Annotated in this window: 15 protein-coding genes; 7 read left to right on the forward strand and 8 right to left on the reverse strand. The window is 64.4% G+C overall.

What is annotated here, in order from left to right:
- Positions 1–36 precede the first annotated feature (36 nt).
- Positions 37–696, forward strand: a complete 660-nt coding sequence (locus XaFJ1_RS08190) for an energy transducer TonB (protein ID WP_012916198.1) — start codon at positions 37–39, stop codon at positions 694–696.
- Positions 697–1,081: 385 nt separating this feature from the next.
- Here the strand turns inward: XaFJ1_RS08190 and aroA are convergent, their stop codons facing one another.
- The 3 genes from aroA to serC form a co-directional block, all read right to left on the reverse strand.
- Entirely contained in the window at positions 1,082–2,395 is a 1,314-nt protein-coding gene (gene aroA / locus XaFJ1_RS08195) for a 3-phosphoshikimate 1-carboxyvinyltransferase (protein WP_012916199.1), read from the reverse strand.
- Between the two features lie 86 nt (positions 2,396–2,481).
- Positions 2,482–3,645 (reverse strand): prephenate dehydratase, encoded by a 1,164-nt coding sequence (pheA, locus tag XaFJ1_RS08200; RefSeq protein WP_012916200.1) that lies wholly within the window; start codon positions 3,643–3,645, stop codon positions 2,482–2,484.
- A 78-nt stretch (positions 3,646–3,723) separates the two neighbouring features.
- Positions 3,724–4,809 (reverse strand): 3-phosphoserine/phosphohydroxythreonine transaminase, encoded by a 1,086-nt coding sequence (gene serC, locus XaFJ1_RS08205; RefSeq protein WP_012916201.1) that lies wholly within the window; start codon positions 4,807–4,809, stop codon positions 3,724–3,726.
- A gap of 153 nt (positions 4,810–4,962) precedes the next feature.
- Between serC and msrP the strand changes: the two genes are divergently transcribed.
- The gene (gene msrP / locus XaFJ1_RS08210; RefSeq protein ID WP_012916202.1) at positions 4,963–5,931 is read left to right on the forward strand and encodes a protein-methionine-sulfoxide reductase catalytic subunit MsrP; all 969 of its coding nucleotides are present in this window, start codon (positions 4,963–4,965) and stop codon (positions 5,929–5,931) included.
- A gap of 118 nt (positions 5,932–6,049) precedes the next feature.
- On the forward strand, positions 6,050–6,640 hold the full coding sequence (gene msrQ / locus XaFJ1_RS08215; protein WP_045757287.1) for a protein-methionine-sulfoxide reductase heme-binding subunit MsrQ: 591 nt from the start codon (positions 6,050–6,052) through the stop codon (positions 6,638–6,640).
- On the opposite strand, the gene XaFJ1_RS08220 is transcribed toward msrQ, so the two are convergent.
- Positions 6,609–7,406: an FHA domain-containing protein gene (locus tag XaFJ1_RS08220; protein ID WP_045756880.1), complete on the reverse strand. Its 798-nt coding sequence runs from the start codon at positions 7,404–7,406 to the stop codon at positions 6,609–6,611. The two genes, msrQ and XaFJ1_RS08220, sit on opposite strands and share 32 nt — an antisense overlap.
- 119 nt (positions 7,407–7,525) lie before the next feature.
- On the opposite strand from XaFJ1_RS08220, the gene XaFJ1_RS08225 reads away from it, so the two are divergent.
- A complete protein-coding gene (locus XaFJ1_RS08225; RefSeq protein WP_012916205.1) occupies positions 7,526–7,801 on the forward strand; it encodes a polyhydroxyalkanoic acid system family protein in 276 nt (91 codons plus the stop codon).
- A gap of 136 nt (positions 7,802–7,937) precedes the next feature.
- Here the strand turns inward: XaFJ1_RS08225 and XaFJ1_RS08230 are convergent, their stop codons facing one another.
- Positions 7,938–8,636, reverse strand: coding sequence for a DUF8198 family protein (locus XaFJ1_RS08230; protein ID WP_230598071.1), 699 nt, complete (start codon positions 8,634–8,636; stop codon positions 7,938–7,940).
- 108 nt (positions 8,637–8,744) lie between these two features.
- Between XaFJ1_RS08230 and XaFJ1_RS08235 the strand changes: the two genes are divergently transcribed.
- The 3 genes from XaFJ1_RS08235 (at position 8,745) to XaFJ1_RS08245 (ending at position 11,955) form a co-directional block, all read left to right on the forward strand.
- A complete protein-coding gene (locus XaFJ1_RS08235) occupies positions 8,745–10,016 on the forward strand; it encodes a patatin-like phospholipase family protein (RefSeq protein ID WP_012916207.1) in 1,272 nt (423 codons plus the stop codon).
- Positions 10,017–10,130: 114 nt separating this feature from the next.
- Positions 10,131–10,760 carry a phasin family protein gene (locus XaFJ1_RS08240; protein WP_012916208.1) on the forward strand — a complete coding sequence of 210 codons (630 nt, stop codon included), beginning with the start codon at positions 10,131–10,133 and terminating at the stop codon, positions 10,758–10,760.
- 187 nt (positions 10,761–10,947) lie between these two features.
- Positions 10,948–11,955 carry a restriction endonuclease gene (locus XaFJ1_RS08245; RefSeq protein WP_012916209.1) on the forward strand — a complete coding sequence of 336 codons (1,008 nt, stop codon included), beginning with the start codon at positions 10,948–10,950 and terminating at the stop codon, positions 11,953–11,955.
- Between the two features lie 320 nt (positions 11,956–12,275).
- Here the strand turns inward: XaFJ1_RS08245 and XaFJ1_RS08250 are convergent, their stop codons facing one another.
- The 3 genes from XaFJ1_RS08250 to XaFJ1_RS08260 form a co-directional block, all read right to left on the reverse strand.
- Positions 12,276–14,264, reverse strand: coding sequence for an SDR family oxidoreductase (locus tag XaFJ1_RS08250; protein ID WP_012916210.1), 1,989 nt, complete (start codon positions 14,262–14,264; stop codon positions 12,276–12,278).
- Between the two features lie 135 nt (positions 14,265–14,399).
- A complete protein-coding gene (hutC, locus tag XaFJ1_RS08255) occupies positions 14,400–15,131 on the reverse strand; it encodes a histidine utilization transcriptional repressor HutC (RefSeq protein WP_045757288.1) in 732 nt (243 codons plus the stop codon).
- Between the two features lie 49 nt (positions 15,132–15,180).
- Positions 15,181–16,554: a formimidoylglutamate deiminase gene (locus XaFJ1_RS08260; RefSeq protein WP_230598110.1), complete on the reverse strand. Its 1,374-nt coding sequence runs from the start codon at positions 16,552–16,554 to the stop codon at positions 15,181–15,183.
- Positions 16,555–16,608 lie beyond the last annotated feature (54 nt).

Below are 16,608 nucleotides of genomic sequence, written 5' to 3' on the forward strand. Positions count from 1 at the left end.
CATGCCAGAATCGATGCGCTACCCACGGTGAATCCCATGCCCGCCTCCTCCCCGTCCTCCAACTCCGACCGCGTGTTGCATCTACCGTGGCGCCTGCTCGCGATCACAGGCAGCGCCTTCGCCACCGGTCTGCTGTTGTTCTCGGTGGTCTGGCTGTTCGGACGCAAAGACGAGGATTTCCACCAAGCGCAGACAGCACAAGTAGCGCAGGAGACGGCACCGATCAAACCTCTACCTGAACCGCTACCCGCCAGCAACGGCGCCAGCGAGATGCCGCAGGCCAAACCGTCACCGCCGCAGGAGACGCCGAAGCTGGTCGAAACCGCCCCCACTCCACCACCTGTGCGCACGTCGAGCGCGGGGACAACCGGCGCCGAAGCTAGCGTCCACTCCCCTGTCGCCAGGGCATCGGCGACAAGCGACCGGCCGGTACCGATCGAAGGTCAAATGCCGCCACCACGCTATCCGGCGGAGGCGTTGCGTCGTGGCGAGGCCGGCACGGTGTTGGTCCACGTCGACGTGGACAACAGCGGGATGCCCACTGGCGTGACGCTGATCAAACGCAGCGGCTCGCGCGATCTGGACCGCGCGGCGATGGAAAGCGTGCGCCGCTGGCGGTTCCGTCCCGCGCAACAGAACGGACGGCCGGTGCCAGCCAGCATCGATATCCCGATCGATTTCAAGCCGGGACCGTAGCTGAATCCAAGCCCTGACACAGCGACCGTGTTCACATGCAAGTGACACAGCGCGCGAGGATCTTGGACAACACTACAGGCGTCCTCTCACGGTGCAGGAGTGCCGTCATGTCGAGTCACTACAAGACAACACCGCATCCGAATGACTGGCGACACGACCGTGCGCCAGAGGTAGGTGCAGACCAAGGTTCTCCGTGGGCATGGATGATCGTGATCGTCCTGGCATTGGGGGCTTGCGGGTGGTGGCTAGGGTTCGATCAAGAGGCTGGTATCAGCAGCCCACACACGTCATCGGCGACACCGGCCAACGACCCGCCGCCGCCGCAGAAGCGCCCAGGCTGATACCCACGAGTGCGCGCTGGGCGCGCAGTGCTCCCACTGCGCCATCAGGCTTCGCGCAAAGCGAACCCCGCATGACGCGCCAATGCGTCGAACCCCGGGAATGACGTCGCCACATTGGCGACCTCTTCGATTCTCACTTCACCCTGTGCCAACTGCCCGGCGATGGCGAAGGCCATCGCGATGCGGTGATCGCCGTGACTTTCGATCGTGCCCGCGCCCAACGTACCGCCGTGGATGGTGGCACCGTCCGGCGTCTCATCGACAACAATGCCGAGCGTGCGCAGACCGGTGGCCATCGCCGCCAACCGATCCGACTCCTTCACTCGCAATTCGGCAGCACCGCTGACCACGGTCCGCCCCTGCGCCGCAGCGGCGGCGATAAACAACGCAGGGAATTCGTCGATCATGTCCGGCACCACCGTTTCCGGGATCTTGGCACCACGCAGCAGGGCATAACGCACGCGCAGATCGGCCACCGGCTCGCCGCCATGCTCGCTGTGGTTGTGCTCGACGATGTCGGCGCCCATCAGCCGTAGCGCCGCGAGCAGACCCGTGCGACGCGGATTGAGTCCGACTGCCTTCAAAGTGATGTCCGAGCCGGGGATGATGCTGGCCGCAACAATAAAGAACGCGGCAGAAGAGAAATCCGCCGGCACCGCGATATCGGTGGCACGCAGGCGCTGACCGCCGCGCAAGCGCGCCTGCCCCGGTGCGAACGCGATCTCTACCCCGAACGCGGACAACATGCGCTCGGTGTAGTCGCGGGTGGGATGCGGCTCCTGCACGAAGGTGACACCCTCTGCATACAACCCAGCCAGCAGCACGGCGGACTTGACCTGCGCGCTGGCCACCGGCGAGACGAAATCGATCGCACGCAATGCCTGACCACCATGGATGCGCAGCGGCGGCACGCCATTGGCCGCGGTGTCGATCCGCGCCCCCATCAACGCCAGCGGCTCGGTCACCCGACGCATCGGCCGCTTGGACAACGACGCATCGCCGACCAGCACGCTGTTAAACGGCTGCGCCGCGAGCAGGCCGGCGAGCAGACGCATGCCGGTGCCAGCATTGCCGCAATCCAATTCGCCCTGTGGCGCCCGCAGCCCATCGACGCCAACGCCATGTACAAGGCGCTGCGATGGCGACGGCGTTTCGATCCGCACCCCAAGCTTGGCGAAGATCGCCGCAGTCGAGCGTGTATCCTCGCCTTCGAGGAACCCATCGATCCGCGACACACCATCGGCCAGCGCCGCGAACATCACCGCCCGGTGCGATACCGATTTATCGCCCGGCACCGTCAGCGTACCCTGCAGTGCAGTTCCTTTGGTTGCGATCCAGCCTTGCTCGTTGCTCATCATCGTTCCTGAAAGTCACACCAAGCCCCGAAGGGCCCCGCCACGCTGCCATGATTCTCGACAACGCACTCTTGGCATCGGCAACACGATCAAGGCACTGACACCGGATACGCCCCCAACACCTTGATCTGCGCCGAGTGCGCCTTCAATTCGGCCAACGCCTGCTTCATCGCCTCGTCCTCCACGTGCCCGGCCAAGTCGATGAAGAATCCGTACTCCCACTTCCCCTGATGCGATGGACGCGACTCGATCCGATTCATGCTGATGCCATGCCGCGCGAATGGGCTGAGCACATCGAACAGGGCGCCAGGCTTGTCGTGAATGAACACCAGCACCGACGTGCGATCATGCCCGGACGGCGGAAAAATCTTGCGCCCGATCACCAGGAAACGCGTGGTGTTGTCGGCATCGTCCTCGATCGACTTGGTGACGACCTTCTTAAGCGCGTACACCTGCGCCGCGCTCTCTCCGCCAATCGCGGCCGCATCGTCGGCATTGCGCGCGCGGCGCGCGCCCTCGGCATTGCTGGACACAGGGATCTTCTCGACCTTCGGCAAGTGCGCGCGCAACCAGCCGGCGGTCTGCGCGAACGCCTGCGGATGCGCGTAGATGCGCTCGATCGCATCCAGCCGCCCACTGCGCGACAGGAGGAACTGATGCACGCGCAACTCGGTCTCGCCACAAATCTTCAGCTTGGAAGTGATGAACATGTCCAGGGTGACCTGGATGGTGCCCTGCCCGGAATTTTCCACCGGCACCACGCCGAAATCGGCATTGCCGTTCTCCACTTCCTGGAACACTTCCTCGATCGACGCCATCGGCATGCCCACCGCCGAGCGGCCGAAGTGCTTGAGCACCGCCTGCTGGCTGAAGGTGCCTTCAGGGCCGAGATAGCCGACCTTGAGCGGCTCCTGCTGCGCCAGACACGCCGACATGATCTCGCGGAACACGTGCACCAGCACTTCGTCGCTGAGCGGGCCCTGGTTACGGTCCACCACCATCCGCAGCACTTGCGCCTCGCGCTCCGGACGGTAGTAGTCCACCGCCGCAGCAAGCTTGCCCTTGGCCAGGCCGACCTGGCGGGCAAACTGCGCACGCTCGGCGATCAAAGCCTGGATGGTACGGTCGATCTCGTCGATCTTGGCACGCACGTCGGCCAGCGCGGGTGAAGCGGCGGATTTGGCGACGCTGCCGGAGGTGGGCTTGCCCGCTTTGGCACCAGCGGAGGGGGATTTTTTCGGCTTTGCGGCCATGGCTCATGGTTCCTTGATATTCCGGATGTACCGACAAGGCCATCCGGTCGCGGCTGAAGCCGCTTCTACAGTGACGACTCAGCCGTTGCGTTGCTGGAAATCGCGCATGAAATCGACCAATGCCTGCGCTCCGGCAAATGGCATCGCGTTGTACAGCGAGGCGCGAATGCCACCGACCGCCTTATGCCCCTTCAACGCCAGGAGCCCGGCCGCCTTGGACTCGGCGACAAAACGCGCGGTGAGGGTTTCGTCGGGCAGGAAGAACGGGATATTCATCCGCGAACGCGCCGCAGGCACCACTTGGTTGCGGTAGAAGCCGCCGGAGGCGTCGATTGCCGCGTACACCAGCCCCGACTTGGCGCGGTTGCGGCGCGCGAATTCCTCCACCCCGCCCTCGGCCAACATCCACTTGAATACCAGCCCGGCCAGATACCAGTTCCAGGTCGGCGGCGTGTTGAGCATCGAGTCGCGCGCCACATGCGAGCGGTAGTCGAAGATGTCCGCTCGCGGCTGCCCTGCGCGCTGCAACAGATCGCGACGGACGATCACCACCGCCACACCCACCGGGCCAAGATTTTTCTGCGCACCGGCATACAGCAGCGCGTAGTTGGAGACGTCGATCGGCTCGGAGGCGATGCTGGAACTGAAATCGGCGAACAGCGGCACCGCCCCGACGTCCGGCGTCTCGCGGAATTCCACGCCATGAATGGTTTCGTTGGCGGTGATGTGGACATAAGCGGCATCGGCGCTGAGCTGCCAGCCGGTACGCGCAGGAATATCGCGGAAATCATCGGCCTCGCTGCTGGCAGCCACATGGACCTTGACGTAAGGCGTGACCTGTTTGATCGCCGTCTTGCTCCAGTGCCCGGTGACCACGTAGTCCACGGTCTGCCCCGGCGCGGCGAAGTTCAATGCTAGCAGCGCCTGCTGGGTGGTGGCCCCACCGGACAGGAACAGCACGGCGTAATCGTCGGAAATGCCGAGCAACTGCCGTAGATCAGCCTCGGCCTGCGCCGCCACTTCCATAAATTCGGGGCCGCGATGACTCAGCTCGACGAGGGAAGCCCCCACGCCATTCCACTCCAACATCTCCGCCTGCGCCTGACGCAGGACCGATTCCGGCAAGGCAGCGGGGCCGGCACTGAAATTGAACGCGCGGGTCATGGGGCACCTATCCGAAAGGCCCTCTAGTATGCCGCAGTGCAACAGCTTGCGGCCCGGCAATTTAGGTTGCAGATGCATCCATTGGCCTGGCAGACGCGTAATCTGTGCTGAAGCCCCTGTCATCACTCACTCGCCTCCAGCCAGGAGTCCGCCATGTCCTTGCGCGATGCCCTCAAGATTCCCAGCCGCGAGATCACCGACGAGGCGGTCTACCGCGACCGGCGTCGCCTACTGCAAGTGTTAGCGCTGGGGCCGATGTCGGGCCTGGTCGGCTGCGCCGCCGCCGAGCCACCAGCACCACCGAAAACCGTCGTGACCGTGGAACAAGCCCGCAGCGGCTTCCGTACCAATGAAGAACTCACCCGCTACGAGGACGTGACCAGCTACAACAACTTCTACGAGTTCGGCACCGACAAGACCGATCCGTCGAAAGCGGCCAAGACCCTTCGCACCTCGCCCTGGTCGGTCAAGGTTTCCGGCGAATGCGACAAACCCGGCACCCTGGCGCTGAACGACCTGCTCAAGGGCAGTACGCCGGAGGAGCGCATCTACCGCCTGCGCTGCGTCGAAGGCTGGTCGATGGTGATTCCATGGCTGGGCGTGCCGTTGGGCGAAGTACTCAAGCGCTTCGCGCCGACCTCCAAGGCCAAGTACGTCGCCTTCACCACACTGGCCGATCCACAGCAAATGCCGGGCATCCGCTACCGCTCGATCGACTGGCCGTACAAGGAAGGCCTGCGTATCGACGAGGCGATGCACCCGCTGACCCTGCTCGCCACCGGCCTGTATGGCAAACCATTGCCACAGCAGAACGGTGCGCCGCTACGCCTGGTGGTGCCATGGAAATACGGCTTCAAGAGCATCAAGTCGATCGTCGAGATCCGCTTTGTCGAACGCATGCCGGAGACCGCATGGCATGAGCTGCAACCTTCCGAATACGGTTTCTTCTCCAACGTCAATCCCGCCGTGGACCACCCGCGCTGGAGCCAGAAAACCGAACGTCGCATCGCCGGCAAAGCCAGCAAACTGTTCGCCGAACGCATCCCAACCCGCCCATTCAACGGCTACGCCGATCAGGTCGCGGCACTTTATGCTGGGATGGATCTGAAGAAATGGTACTGAGCGTGCGCGACTCTGGAGAGCTGATTGGGGGCTCGAAAACGACGGACGCAATGGCAATGCACTGCGAGATGGCTGCGTGAGCCGTCGGGCATCGGGCAGCCTGATTGCCGCCAAAACGATGGTGCATGGACTGACGATGCTGCCGATAGCTTGGCTGGGTTGGCAGTTCTGGCAGGTATGGCAGACCGGCAACGATGCACTCGGGGCCGATCCGGTGGCCGCGGTCGAGCACCGCACCGGCATCTGGGCGTTGCGGCTGTTGCTGCTGACCCTGGCCATCACGCCACTGCGGCAACTGACCGGGCAAGCGGTGCTGCTGCGCTTCCGGCGCATGCTCGGGCTGTACGCGTTCTTCTACGCCTGCGTACATGTGGTCGCTTATCTGGGATTGGATTTGCGCGGTTACTGGGCACAAATCTTCGAGGAGATCGTCAAGCGTCCCTACATCACGGTCGGCTTCCTCGCCTGGCTGCTGCTGATCCCGCTGGCGATCACCTCCACCCAGGGCTGGATGCGCCGGCTCAAGCGCAACTGGGGCAAGTTGCACAAGGCCATCTACGCGATCGGCGTGCTGGCAGTGCTGCATTTTTGGTGGCTGGTGAAATCGGATATCCGCGAACCATTGCTGTACGCAGCGATCCTGGCCTCGCTGCTGGGCTGGCGTGGCTGGCGTGCGCTCAGCGCGCGCCGAACCACAGCAATCCGCTGAGCGCGGCGGCCAATAGCAGCGCGCTGAGCAACAGCCACGGCCACCGGCGCACAGTTGCTGGACGCGCCATCGCGGTGTGCGTCGGTGTCTGCGCCGCACGCGCCGGATCGCGCATCTGCGGCTCGCCGCCGCTTGCCTGCGGCATTTCCAATACGAAGCGGTGTTGTGCGTCGAACACCACTTGATCGCCCGATTGCAGCCAACAGTTGCGCACCACGATGCCATTGACCTGGGTCTGCGCGTCGCCGAGGCTGCGCAACAGCACTCGCTCGCCATGTCGCTCCAGACGTGCATGGCGCTCGGCGAAGGCGGGGTCGTCGATGCGGATGTCGCACTCGCGCAGGCGGCCGACATGGCGCACCCGGTCAAGGGTGAAACTGCGGCCGTGATGCTGGCCGCCGAGGCCTCGCAGGACAAGACAAGGATCTTCGTCCGCGGTATCGCGGGGATCGGGCGGGCGTTGCAGCGATTGACAGGCTCCCTGCAGCACCATTTCCACGCCGTCGGCGTAGACCGCGTCGCCAGCGCGCAGCAGCGCCATGCGCCGCACCCGTCGTCCGTTCACGTGGATGCCGCGACTGCCGTCAGCGACCTGCAACCACAAACCGCGTTGATCCAGGCGAAACTGCGCAAGCAGCCGCGCTCCCTCGCTGTCCTCGACCAGTCTCACCTCACCGGAAGCCAGTCGCACGATGCAATGTATGCCCGCGCGCAGGGGCCAGTCGGGTTGTTGACGGTTGCTGAAATGGACTTGCAGATCGGGCACGGCGCGCAGCCTAGCAGGTTGAAGGCGTGCGCAGAAGCGCGTGACACCTGGACAATGCGGCGTACATCCGCACAATGCAGGATCGTTCATGCGGGTTGTTCACCCGCGCAGGAGCCAGCATGTCCAGCATCGACATCCGTCACGACCATGGCAAGACCCCCGCGCAAGCGCGCAAGGCGATCGACGCCGCCGCCAAAAAACTGGCCGAACGCTTCGATCTGGAATCGCGTTGGGAGGGCGATGCGCTGCTGTTTTCACGCTCCGGGGTGGACGGGCGCATCGAACTGTTACCCAAACAGGTGCATGTGACGGCCGAACTGGGCTTCCTGCTATCGGCAATGAAGGGCACGGTGGAAAGCGAGATCCAGCGGGTTCTCTCCGAAAAACTCAGCTGAGCGCCGCAATCGGCGCTTCGACTCTGGGTAAGCGGGCGACAGCGACCTCGCTCCCACATCCCACTACGCTGGGGCCAGCGCTCTGGTTGAGAGCTAAGTGGATGGCGGACTTGGACGACAGGCTTGTGCAGCAGCGTCAGTCGAACGCGAACGGCTGTGGGTGACAGGCGAACAGCCGCCGCGACGCGGCGCATTCGGCAGTTTCGATATAACTGATAAAGCCCTTCGCATCGCCTAGCCTGGAGAACGCATCGAAACCACGCTCCAGGAATCCCTGTAGCTCCGACAATCCTGCCGCCTTGGCAGGACCGCGGGCGAAGCGCAGCAGCATGCGTACGCCCGGGGTCCGTACCGCCGAGGCCAGACCAAGACCGACGTCGGCGATCAGCTCGATCTGGCGCTGACGTAAACGCGGCAAGCCCGACCGCCGGTAAGCCTGGGCATAGAGGTCCGTCTCCAGGCGCTGCTCCTTCGGCGCCAGTGCTTGCAGCACGACAGCCATGCGCAGATCAAGGGCGTGAGTCAACGCGCCCAGCTCGATGGCATCGACGACCGTGCCCAGCAACGCAGCGGGCATCAGCCGCTGCATCATTGGCAGTACCTTGACGATATCGGCATCGCGACGGCTGAAATCGCGGTCGCCATAGACGTCGGTGAGAAAGAACATCGCCGCAGGACGCCGCTGCGGATCTTGCAAAAAGTGCGCGAAACTGCGCTCCAGCCGCTGCGACTGCCAGCGCCGCAGTTCTTGCAACCAGGGCAGCGCGTTACGCGGCTCGCGTGCCGGATCGTGCAGCGCCTGGTGCCAGGCCAAACGGCGAGCGAGTCGTTCCAAGACGAGAGTGCTGCGTGCCATGACCGCCGATGATGGTCGTAGTCCCGCACGACCGCAATCATCACCGCGCTCGGCTACACTCACACCACTGCCCCTCGCGGACCGCGCATGCTTTCCCTCCACAGCGCCTCGCCACGCCCCCGTTCCAACGGCCGCATCGGTCTTGCCATCGCCGGCGGTGGTCCGATCGGCGGCATGTACGGCCTGGGGGCGTTGCGGGCGCTGGACGAGGCACTGGACGGGCTGGACCTGACCCGCCTGGATTGCTACGTGGGGGTCAGTTCCGGCGCGTTCCTGACCGCTGGCCTGGCCAACCGGGTGAGCAGCGCCGAGATTTGCCGGATCTTCGTCACCGGCAACAGCGACGATGCGCATTTCCGGCCCGAGGACTTCCTCCGTCCCAACGTCTACGAATACCTGCGCCGTGCCGCCACCCTGCCGCGGCTGGCCTATGGCTGGTGGCACGATCTGCTGACCGAGCCGCGCAAGACACGCTGGTCGGATCTGATCAGCCGCTTCGGCGGTCTGGTCCCCAGTGGGCTGTTCGACAACGCCGGCGTGGAGCGCTTCCTGCAGGACGTGTTCAGCCGCCGTGGCCGCAGTAACGACTTCCGCGCGCTGGACACGGATCTGTTCGTGGTCGCGGTGGACCTGGACAGCGGCCGTACCGTGCGCTTCGGCGAGCGCGGACTGGATCAGGTGCCGATCTCGCTCGCGGTGCAGGCCAGTGCCGCGCTGCCCGGGCTGTATCCGCCGGTGGAAATCGACGGGCACCACTACGTGGACGGTGCGCTGCGGCGCACGATGCACGCCTCCACCCTGCTGGAACGCGGCATCGACCTGATGATCGGGATCAATCCGCTGGTGCCCTACGACGCCACCCACGCACCGCGCCGCAACGGCCACATCGACCGCGCGCGGCTACTTGCCGGCGGTCTGCCAGCGGTGCTGTCGCAGACCTTCCGCACGCTGCTGCAGTCGCGCATGCAGGTCGGGCTGGAGAAATACGCACGGCAATATCCGCAGATCGACCAGATGGTGTTCGAGCCCAATGCCGACAACAGCGAACTGTTCTTCACCAATTTGTTCAGCTATTCCGCACGCCACCGGGTGTGCCAACTTGCCTACCGCAACACACTGTCCGATTTGCGTCGCAACGCGCAGACGCTGGAGCCGATGCTGGCCGCGCACGGCATCGCGCTGCGCCATGCGATCCTCAACGACCGCCACCGCACCTTCCTCGATGGCGTTGACGTGCAGCCGCGACGCATGACCGAAACCACCGCGCGGCTGCGACGTGCGCTCGACGATGTGGATCAGGTGGTCGCACAGCACCGCGCCAACCGCCGCGCCCGGCAGAGACCGCCGGACAACAATTAGCCCCACCGTCGGCCACGCGCTACTGCAGCGACAGGGTTGTGTGATTACTCTAGTCAACGTCGTAAGTTTAAGTCTCCAACTCAGCCACCCATCTGCCGAAGGAAACGTATCGTCATGGCCACTTTGAAGAAATCCGCACGTAAGCGGCGCAGTTCCACTGTCGCCGACGACAGCCTGCAGACACAGGCCGAGAAACTGTCCAAGCGCCTGGGCGAATCGGCACAACAAGTCTGGCTCGCTGGCGTGGGCGCCTTCGGCCGTGCCCAGGCTGAAGGCGGCAAGCTGTTCGAAACCCTGGTCAAGGAGGGGCTGAGCCTGGAAGAGAACACCCGCAAGCTGGCCGGCGGTAGCGTCGATGCGGTACGCGATGCAGTCGAAAACCGGGTCGGTCAGGCCCGCGAGCGTGCAGCCGATACCTGGGACCGGCTGGAGAAAGTGTTCGAAGACCGGGTACAGCGCGCGCTGCGCCGGCTGGAAGTCCCTAGCCGGGAAGACCTCGGCGCCCTAATTGAGCGCGTGGACACGTTGAATGCCGAACTGCGCCATCTTGGCGGTAGGGGCCGGAGCGCGCAACCGGCTGGCAAAACCCCCACGGCGGCGAAACGGACATCCAAAACATCGACACCCCGCACCGGTGCGGGCAAACCTGCGACACCAGCGCGAGGGCCGGCGAAGTCCGCAGCGACCAAGGCGGCATCCACCAAGCTCGCCAGCCGCCAACGTACCGGGACACCTAAGGAATGACGGCGTTGCCCTGACTGCCGTCGCAGCGGCAGCGCCGGTCCGGCAGAAGACCGTTCGCTCAACGCCCCTGGCGGTTTCAGTATTAAGCGGGCCTTTACTAATCCGCCGCCTTCCTGATGCGGCCTTGCCGGGACCTTGACGCGCTAACGATACACTCGTGTCTCGAATTGTATACACGAGTGTAAGCATGTCCTCCTGGATTGTGGCAATCGTATTGGCAGTGACGGTATGGCTCGCCACCAGCCTTTACCTCTGGGTGGTCAGGCGTCGCGAAAACGAGACCACGGCCGGGCTGAATGCCCTGGTGGGCCTGCACTGGCGCGATTTTTCCCGCATGGTGCGGCGCGCGATGCGCGAGCAACGCGACCTCCACGACCCGATCGTGGAAGAAGACGCATCACTGGAACCAAAAAGCGATTTCGTGATGGTGCGCGGCGGCGAGCGCTGGCTACTGTCGTGCAAACACGGCCGCGCATACCGGATCGGCTCAAGCGCAGTCAACGAATTAGGTACGACGGCACGGCTGATGGGCGCTCGGGGTAGCATCCTGATCACCGAAGGCAAGGTGGAACGCGACGGCATCGCCGCCGCCGAGAAACAGGCGGTAGAGATCCTCGATGGTCGCCGCATCTGGCCGATGCTCAAACCATATCTGCCAAGCGAACTGGAAGACGGGGTCGTCGGCGCCAGCCGCCGACGCGCACAACGGCATATCAGCATCGCGGCTCTGGCCGCGCTCACCCTCGGACTTTTACTTGGCATCGGCGGCCTGCTACAACACGTCGGCGCGGCCGAGCCCGCAACAAGCACGGCTCTAGTGGCGATTGCACAGACACCTGTGGCCGCCCACAGCGCGGCAACGGTCGGCGCCGACTCAGCCCAGCCTATTACCGGCCACGTCGTGGATGGACATGCTGAAAGTCGTGCAGATGTGTCGCCACCGGACCCGGCGAGCGAGCAGAGCCAACGTCATTCGATCTCCAAAGCCCTGGCACGAACCCCAGGGGTGATTCGTGGCATCTGGCAGACACCGATCACGCTGGTGATCGACCGCAACGGCGAAGACGCCCAAGTGTGGCCGCGCATCTGCAACGAGGTGGAGCGCTATTCCTCGCTGCGGAGCGTTCGCATCCAACTCAACCCGCGCCCAGGCCACGCTGAACCGGTACGCTGGCGGCAGTGTCAAACATTTTAAGAGCTGGCTAACAAAACATCGCCAGTCGCTGTCCAGCGAGCGCGGACAGCACGCAGGAGCCGCCGTGTGCAGTGGCGTATGAGGATTCCGAGCACTGTCAGCGCCCGTGCGCCCATCTGGCAGCGACGCCGTCGTTTCGTTAACTGAGCTCAGAGCCAAACGCGAAAACGGAATCCATCAAGAGGGGCGTTGCCAGCAGCGTCCCTCCGTTATGCATCGCATCGCTAGCGCATCGGCAAGGTCAAAACGCGTGTCATCGCGGCAAGCCGATAGACAGCGCTTGCCAATCCCGAGGCCCTCGTCCAGAAACAGACCTCTCCTCACCAATGCACCCCGCGCATCAGCGCGGCGAATGCGATCTGCTCCTGGCTCGGCTTGGCTTCGCGCAGTGCCTTGCGGTCGCCCTTGGCGGCGGCCGAATCCGGGAACAATTCGAAGGCGGTATTCATCACCACCTCATAGGCCTTTGGCGCCAACGCGTTGACCAGCGCGGCAAAGATGCCCAGACGCGTCGCCACGCGACTGGGGCGCTCGATGATCGCCTTGACCATCAGGTCGGCGGCCTCCTCGACGCTCAACGTCGGCACGTTGTCGTACATCTTGGTCGGAGCGATCATCGGTGTTTTCACCAACGGCATGTTGACCGTGGTGAAGCTGATGCCCTTGCTCGACAGTTCGCCCTGCGCACAGCGGCTCCAGGCGTCCAGCGCCGCCTTGGAGGCGACATACGCGGAGAAGCGCGGCGAATTGGCCAACACGCCGATCGAGCTGACGTTGATGATGTGCCCCTTGCGCCGCGTCGTCATGCCCGGCAGCACGCCCATGATCAAGCGCAGACTGCCGAAGTAGTTCAATTGCATGGTCCGTTCGAAATCGTGGAAGCGGTCGTAGCTGAGTTCGATCGAGCGGCGGATCGAGCGACCAGCGTTGTTGATCAACACATCGACACGGCCATGCGCTTGGAGCACGGTCTTGAGCAACTGATCGCACTCGTCCAGATCCGACAGGTCGGCGGTATAGGCGAACACCTTGCCGCCCTTGGCGTTCATCGCATCGCGTGCGGCATGCAGTTCCTGTTCGCCGCGCGCAACGATCAGGGTGATGGCGCCGGCCTCGGCAACACGCTGTGCGGTGGCCAGGCCGATGCCCGAAGAGCCGCCGGTGATCAGTACAACCTTGCCGCGCACCTTGCCCTTGAGCGAGCGGTCGACGAATAGGTCCGGGTCCAGTTGCCGTTCCCAGTAGTCCCACAGACGCCAGGCGTAGTCTTCCAGGCGTGGCAGCGCAATACCGCTGTCCTTGAGTGCGCGCTCGGTCTCGCGGCTATCGAAGCGGGTCGGATAGGTGATGAACTTCAGCACCTCGCGTGGGATGCGAAAATCCCGCAACAGCATGCCGGTGAAGCGCTGGATTGGCGGCAGGCCACCGATCGCCTCGCGAATGTTGGCAGGTACGAATGCAAACATCCGCGCATCCACCCGCAAGGTCATTTCCGGTGCATGGCCAGCGCGGCAAAAGATGTTGAGCAACTCGCCCATGCGCCGCGGTTCCGGATCGGTCAGGTGGAAGGTGCGACCATCGAGTTTGGGTTTATGCGCGATGTGGTCCATCGCATCGGCGACGAAATCCACCGGCACCAGATTGATCCGCCCCCCTTCGATGCCCAGCATCGGCGCCCACGGCGGCAATAGCTGACGCAGCTTCTTAATCAGCGGGAAGAAGTAATACGGGCCGTCGATCTTGTCCATGGCGCCGCTGCGCGAATCGCCGACCACCATCGCCGGGCGATAGATACGCCACTTGATCCGCGTCTCGGCGCGCACCAGCGCCTCGGCGTCGTGCTTGGTACGTAGATATGGATCCTCCAGTCCCTCGGCTTCTTCGAACATGTCCTCACGGAAAACACCCGGGTACAGCCCGGCCACCGCGATCGAACTGGTGTGGTGGAACACGCCAGCGCCGATCTGCGCAGCCAGTTCCAGCGCATTGCGTGTGCCGTCGAGATTGGCCAGGCGTTGCGCCTGGGCCTTGGCGGTGAGATCGTACAGCGCGGCCAAGTGGAAGAAGTGCTTGACCTTGCCATTGAGCGCCTTGCACTGCGCCGCATCCAGTCCGCAAGACGCGCTACCTACGTCGCCGTGCAGCACCACCAGGCGCTTGGCATCCCAGCCCTGTTCGCGCACCAACGCATCGAACTTGCGCTGCGACTCCTTGCGCAACAGGACATGCACGATGCCTTTGCGCCGCAGCAAATTGGTCACCAAATAGCGGCCGATGAAGCCGGTAGCACCTGTCACGAAATACGTCATGCCCAGCTATCCCTCGTTCCGTGGCCACGGCCCTTCGCCCGCCCTCGGTGCTAACTTGCCAGAGAGTGGCGAGCAGGACAAACGCACGCTGGAGTATGGTGCTGACGCCCATGACACAGCAGCATCGGCAGCGCCTCAACGCCCACCAGGCGAGAACCGCGCGACCAGATCGTACGTGTCGCCGAGGAACACCTGGCGCACGAAGGTCACCGGCAGCTCGCCGCGCCAGGTGCGGCGATCAATCGACAGGCAGGCCGTGCCAGCCGCCACTTGCAACCACGCTGCCTGCGCGGCGTCGACGCCAACTGCACTGATGCGGTGTTCTGCGCGCGTCCAGGACACGTGTTGCAACAGCCAACTGCCCGGCGCGGTGATCGCGAAATCCATCTGCAAGGCTTCCGGTACCGCCACCGGGTTGATCACCCGTTCTTCCAATGCGAATGGGCGGCCATCGGCGAAATGCAGGCAATGCAAGGCCAGCAAAGTCCCTCCCGTGGCGACGTCCTGCTCGTGTGGTCGTGCCGAATGTGCAGCGCGCTGCTGGCGTTCGAGCAACACGAAACGGTAGGCATGACCACGCGCGGCGACCTCGACCGGGATGTCCGGGATTTCCAACGCGGCCTGCTCCATGTGCGGATGCGGGCGTGCCACGAACGAGCCAGCACGCCGTCGGCGCTCGATCATGCCGGCATCGGCCAGCAGCGCCAGCACCTTGTTGACCGTCATCCGCGAGCAACCGTATTGCGCCATCAATTCGTGCTCGAACGGAATCCGGTGGCCCGGAGGCCACGCGCCGCTACGGATACGCGCTTCGATCTCGCGGCGGATACGTTGGTTGAGCGGGATCGCGGGACGGTCCGAGTTCATCGGCAACCCCGGCATTCGCAGCGAGCACTGCGGGTGCAGGTACGCATGCTCATGCATTCAGCAGCCTGTCGAGCGCATGCGCATAGCGCGCGGCGACCGCTTCGCGTTGCAGGTGATGGCCATCCTGAACCCATTGGCGGCCGTGCCGCCAGACCGAACGAACCGCACCGCCACGTGCTGCGAAAATCCAACTGTCCAGCCAGGCATCGTCTGCGCGTGCCTGCAGCGCCGGATGCGCGGCATCCAGCTCGACCAGATCGGCCGACGCGCCGACGCGCAGCCCCTGCTCGACCCCCAGCGCCTGCGCCGCACCCCGCGCCGCGCACTGGAACAGAAAACGGCCGCTGGAGAGCCCGTAGGCGCGGGTGAGGACGTTGCGACCGCGCAACGTCAGACGCTGGCCGTATTCGAGCAGGCGCAGTTCTTCAGCGACATCGATCAACACGTTGGAGTCGGAACCGACACCGAAACGGCCACCGGCATCAAGGAAGTCCAGCAGCGGGAACAGCCCGTCGCCGAGATTTGCCTCAGTGATCGGGCACAGGCCGACCACCGCACCGCTGGCGGCGATGCCCCGCACCTCGTCGGCATCGACATGGGTGGCGTGGACCAGACACCAGCGCGCATCCACCGACGCATGCGCGAGCAGCCACTGCACGGGCCGCTGCCCGCTCCAGGCCAGGCAAGCCTCCACCTCGCGGGTCTGCTCGGCGATGTGCAGATGCACCGGGCCATCGCACAGCGGCAGCAACGCCGCCAGTTGCTCCGGAGTGACCGCACGCAAGCTGTGCGGGGCGATCCCCAGCACCGCATCGTCCAGTCCGCGTAAGGCGTGGCGACTGCCGTCGAGCAAATCGGCATACCCGTCGATATCGTGCAGCAAGCGCTGCTGTGCCGGGTGCGGTGCAACGCCGCCGAAATCGGCATGCGCATAGAACACCGGCAGCAAGGTCAGGCCGATGCCGCTGGTCTGCGCCGCCGCGACCAAGCGCTGCGCCATCTCGGCGCGGTCGGTGTAGGGCCGACCATCGGGCCCATGGTGCAGATAGTGGAATTCGCCGACACGGGTGAAGCCGGCTTCGAGCATCTCCACATAAGCCTGCTCGGCAATGGCCTGCATGCTGTCCGGATCAAGCCGCTGCACAAAGCGGTACATCAACTCGCGCCAGCTCCAGAAACTATCGCCGCTGCGCCCGCCGATCTCGGTGAGGCCAGCCATGCCGCGTTGAAAAGCGTGACTGTGCAGATTGCCGAGTCCAGGCAGCGCGATTGCCATGCACCGATCGCCGGACACCGCCGCCACGCCGATCTCCAACGCGGCGATCCGCCCGCCGCGAACGGCAATCCGCACATCCCGCGCCCATCCCTGCGGCAACAACGCGTGCGCGCACCAGAACCCGCTCGCCGTCTCGTTTCCGTCCACCGCTTGCTGCGCCTGGGTCTGCACTGGACACCCTTTATCGACCGCAATATTGTA

The sequence above is a fragment of the Xanthomonas albilineans genome, assembly GCF_009931595.1.
GTDB classification, from domain to species: Bacteria; Pseudomonadota; Gammaproteobacteria; order Xanthomonadales; family Xanthomonadaceae; genus Xanthomonas_A; species Xanthomonas_A albilineans.

Bases quoted from the DNA above. Each gene is read 5' to 3' on its own strand.
- XaFJ1_RS08190 (WP_012916198.1), top strand. From the start codon at position 37: ATGCCCGCCTCCTCCCCGTCCTCCAACTCCGACCGCGTGTTGCATCTA.
- aroA (WP_012916199.1), bottom strand. From the start codon at position 2,395: ATGATGAGCAACGAGCAAGGCTGGATCGCAACCAAAGGAACTGCACTG.
- pheA (WP_012916200.1), bottom strand. From the start codon at position 3,645: ATGGCCGCAAAGCCGAAAAAATCCCCCTCCGCTGGTGCCAAAGCGGGC.
- serC (WP_012916201.1), bottom strand. From the start codon at position 4,809: ATGACCCGCGCGTTCAATTTCAGTGCCGGCCCCGCTGCCTTGCCGGAA.
- msrP (WP_012916202.1), top strand. From the start codon at position 4,963: ATGTCCTTGCGCGATGCCCTCAAGATTCCCAGCCGCGAGATCACCGAC.
- msrQ (WP_045757287.1), top strand. From the start codon at position 6,050: ATGGTGCATGGACTGACGATGCTGCCGATAGCTTGGCTGGGTTGGCAG.
- XaFJ1_RS08225 (WP_012916205.1), top strand. From the start codon at position 7,526: ATGTCCAGCATCGACATCCGTCACGACCATGGCAAGACCCCCGCGCAA.
- XaFJ1_RS08235 (WP_012916207.1), top strand. From the start codon at position 8,745: ATGCTTTCCCTCCACAGCGCCTCGCCACGCCCCCGTTCCAACGGCCGC.
- XaFJ1_RS08240 (WP_012916208.1), top strand. From the start codon at position 10,131: ATGGCCACTTTGAAGAAATCCGCACGTAAGCGGCGCAGTTCCACTGTC.
- XaFJ1_RS08245 (WP_012916209.1), top strand. From the start codon at position 10,948: ATGTCCTCCTGGATTGTGGCAATCGTATTGGCAGTGACGGTATGGCTC.
- XaFJ1_RS08250 (WP_012916210.1), bottom strand. From the start codon at position 14,264: ATGACGTATTTCGTGACAGGTGCTACCGGCTTCATCGGCCGCTATTTG.
- hutC (WP_045757288.1), bottom strand. From the start codon at position 15,131: ATGAACTCGGACCGTCCCGCGATCCCGCTCAACCAACGTATCCGCCGC.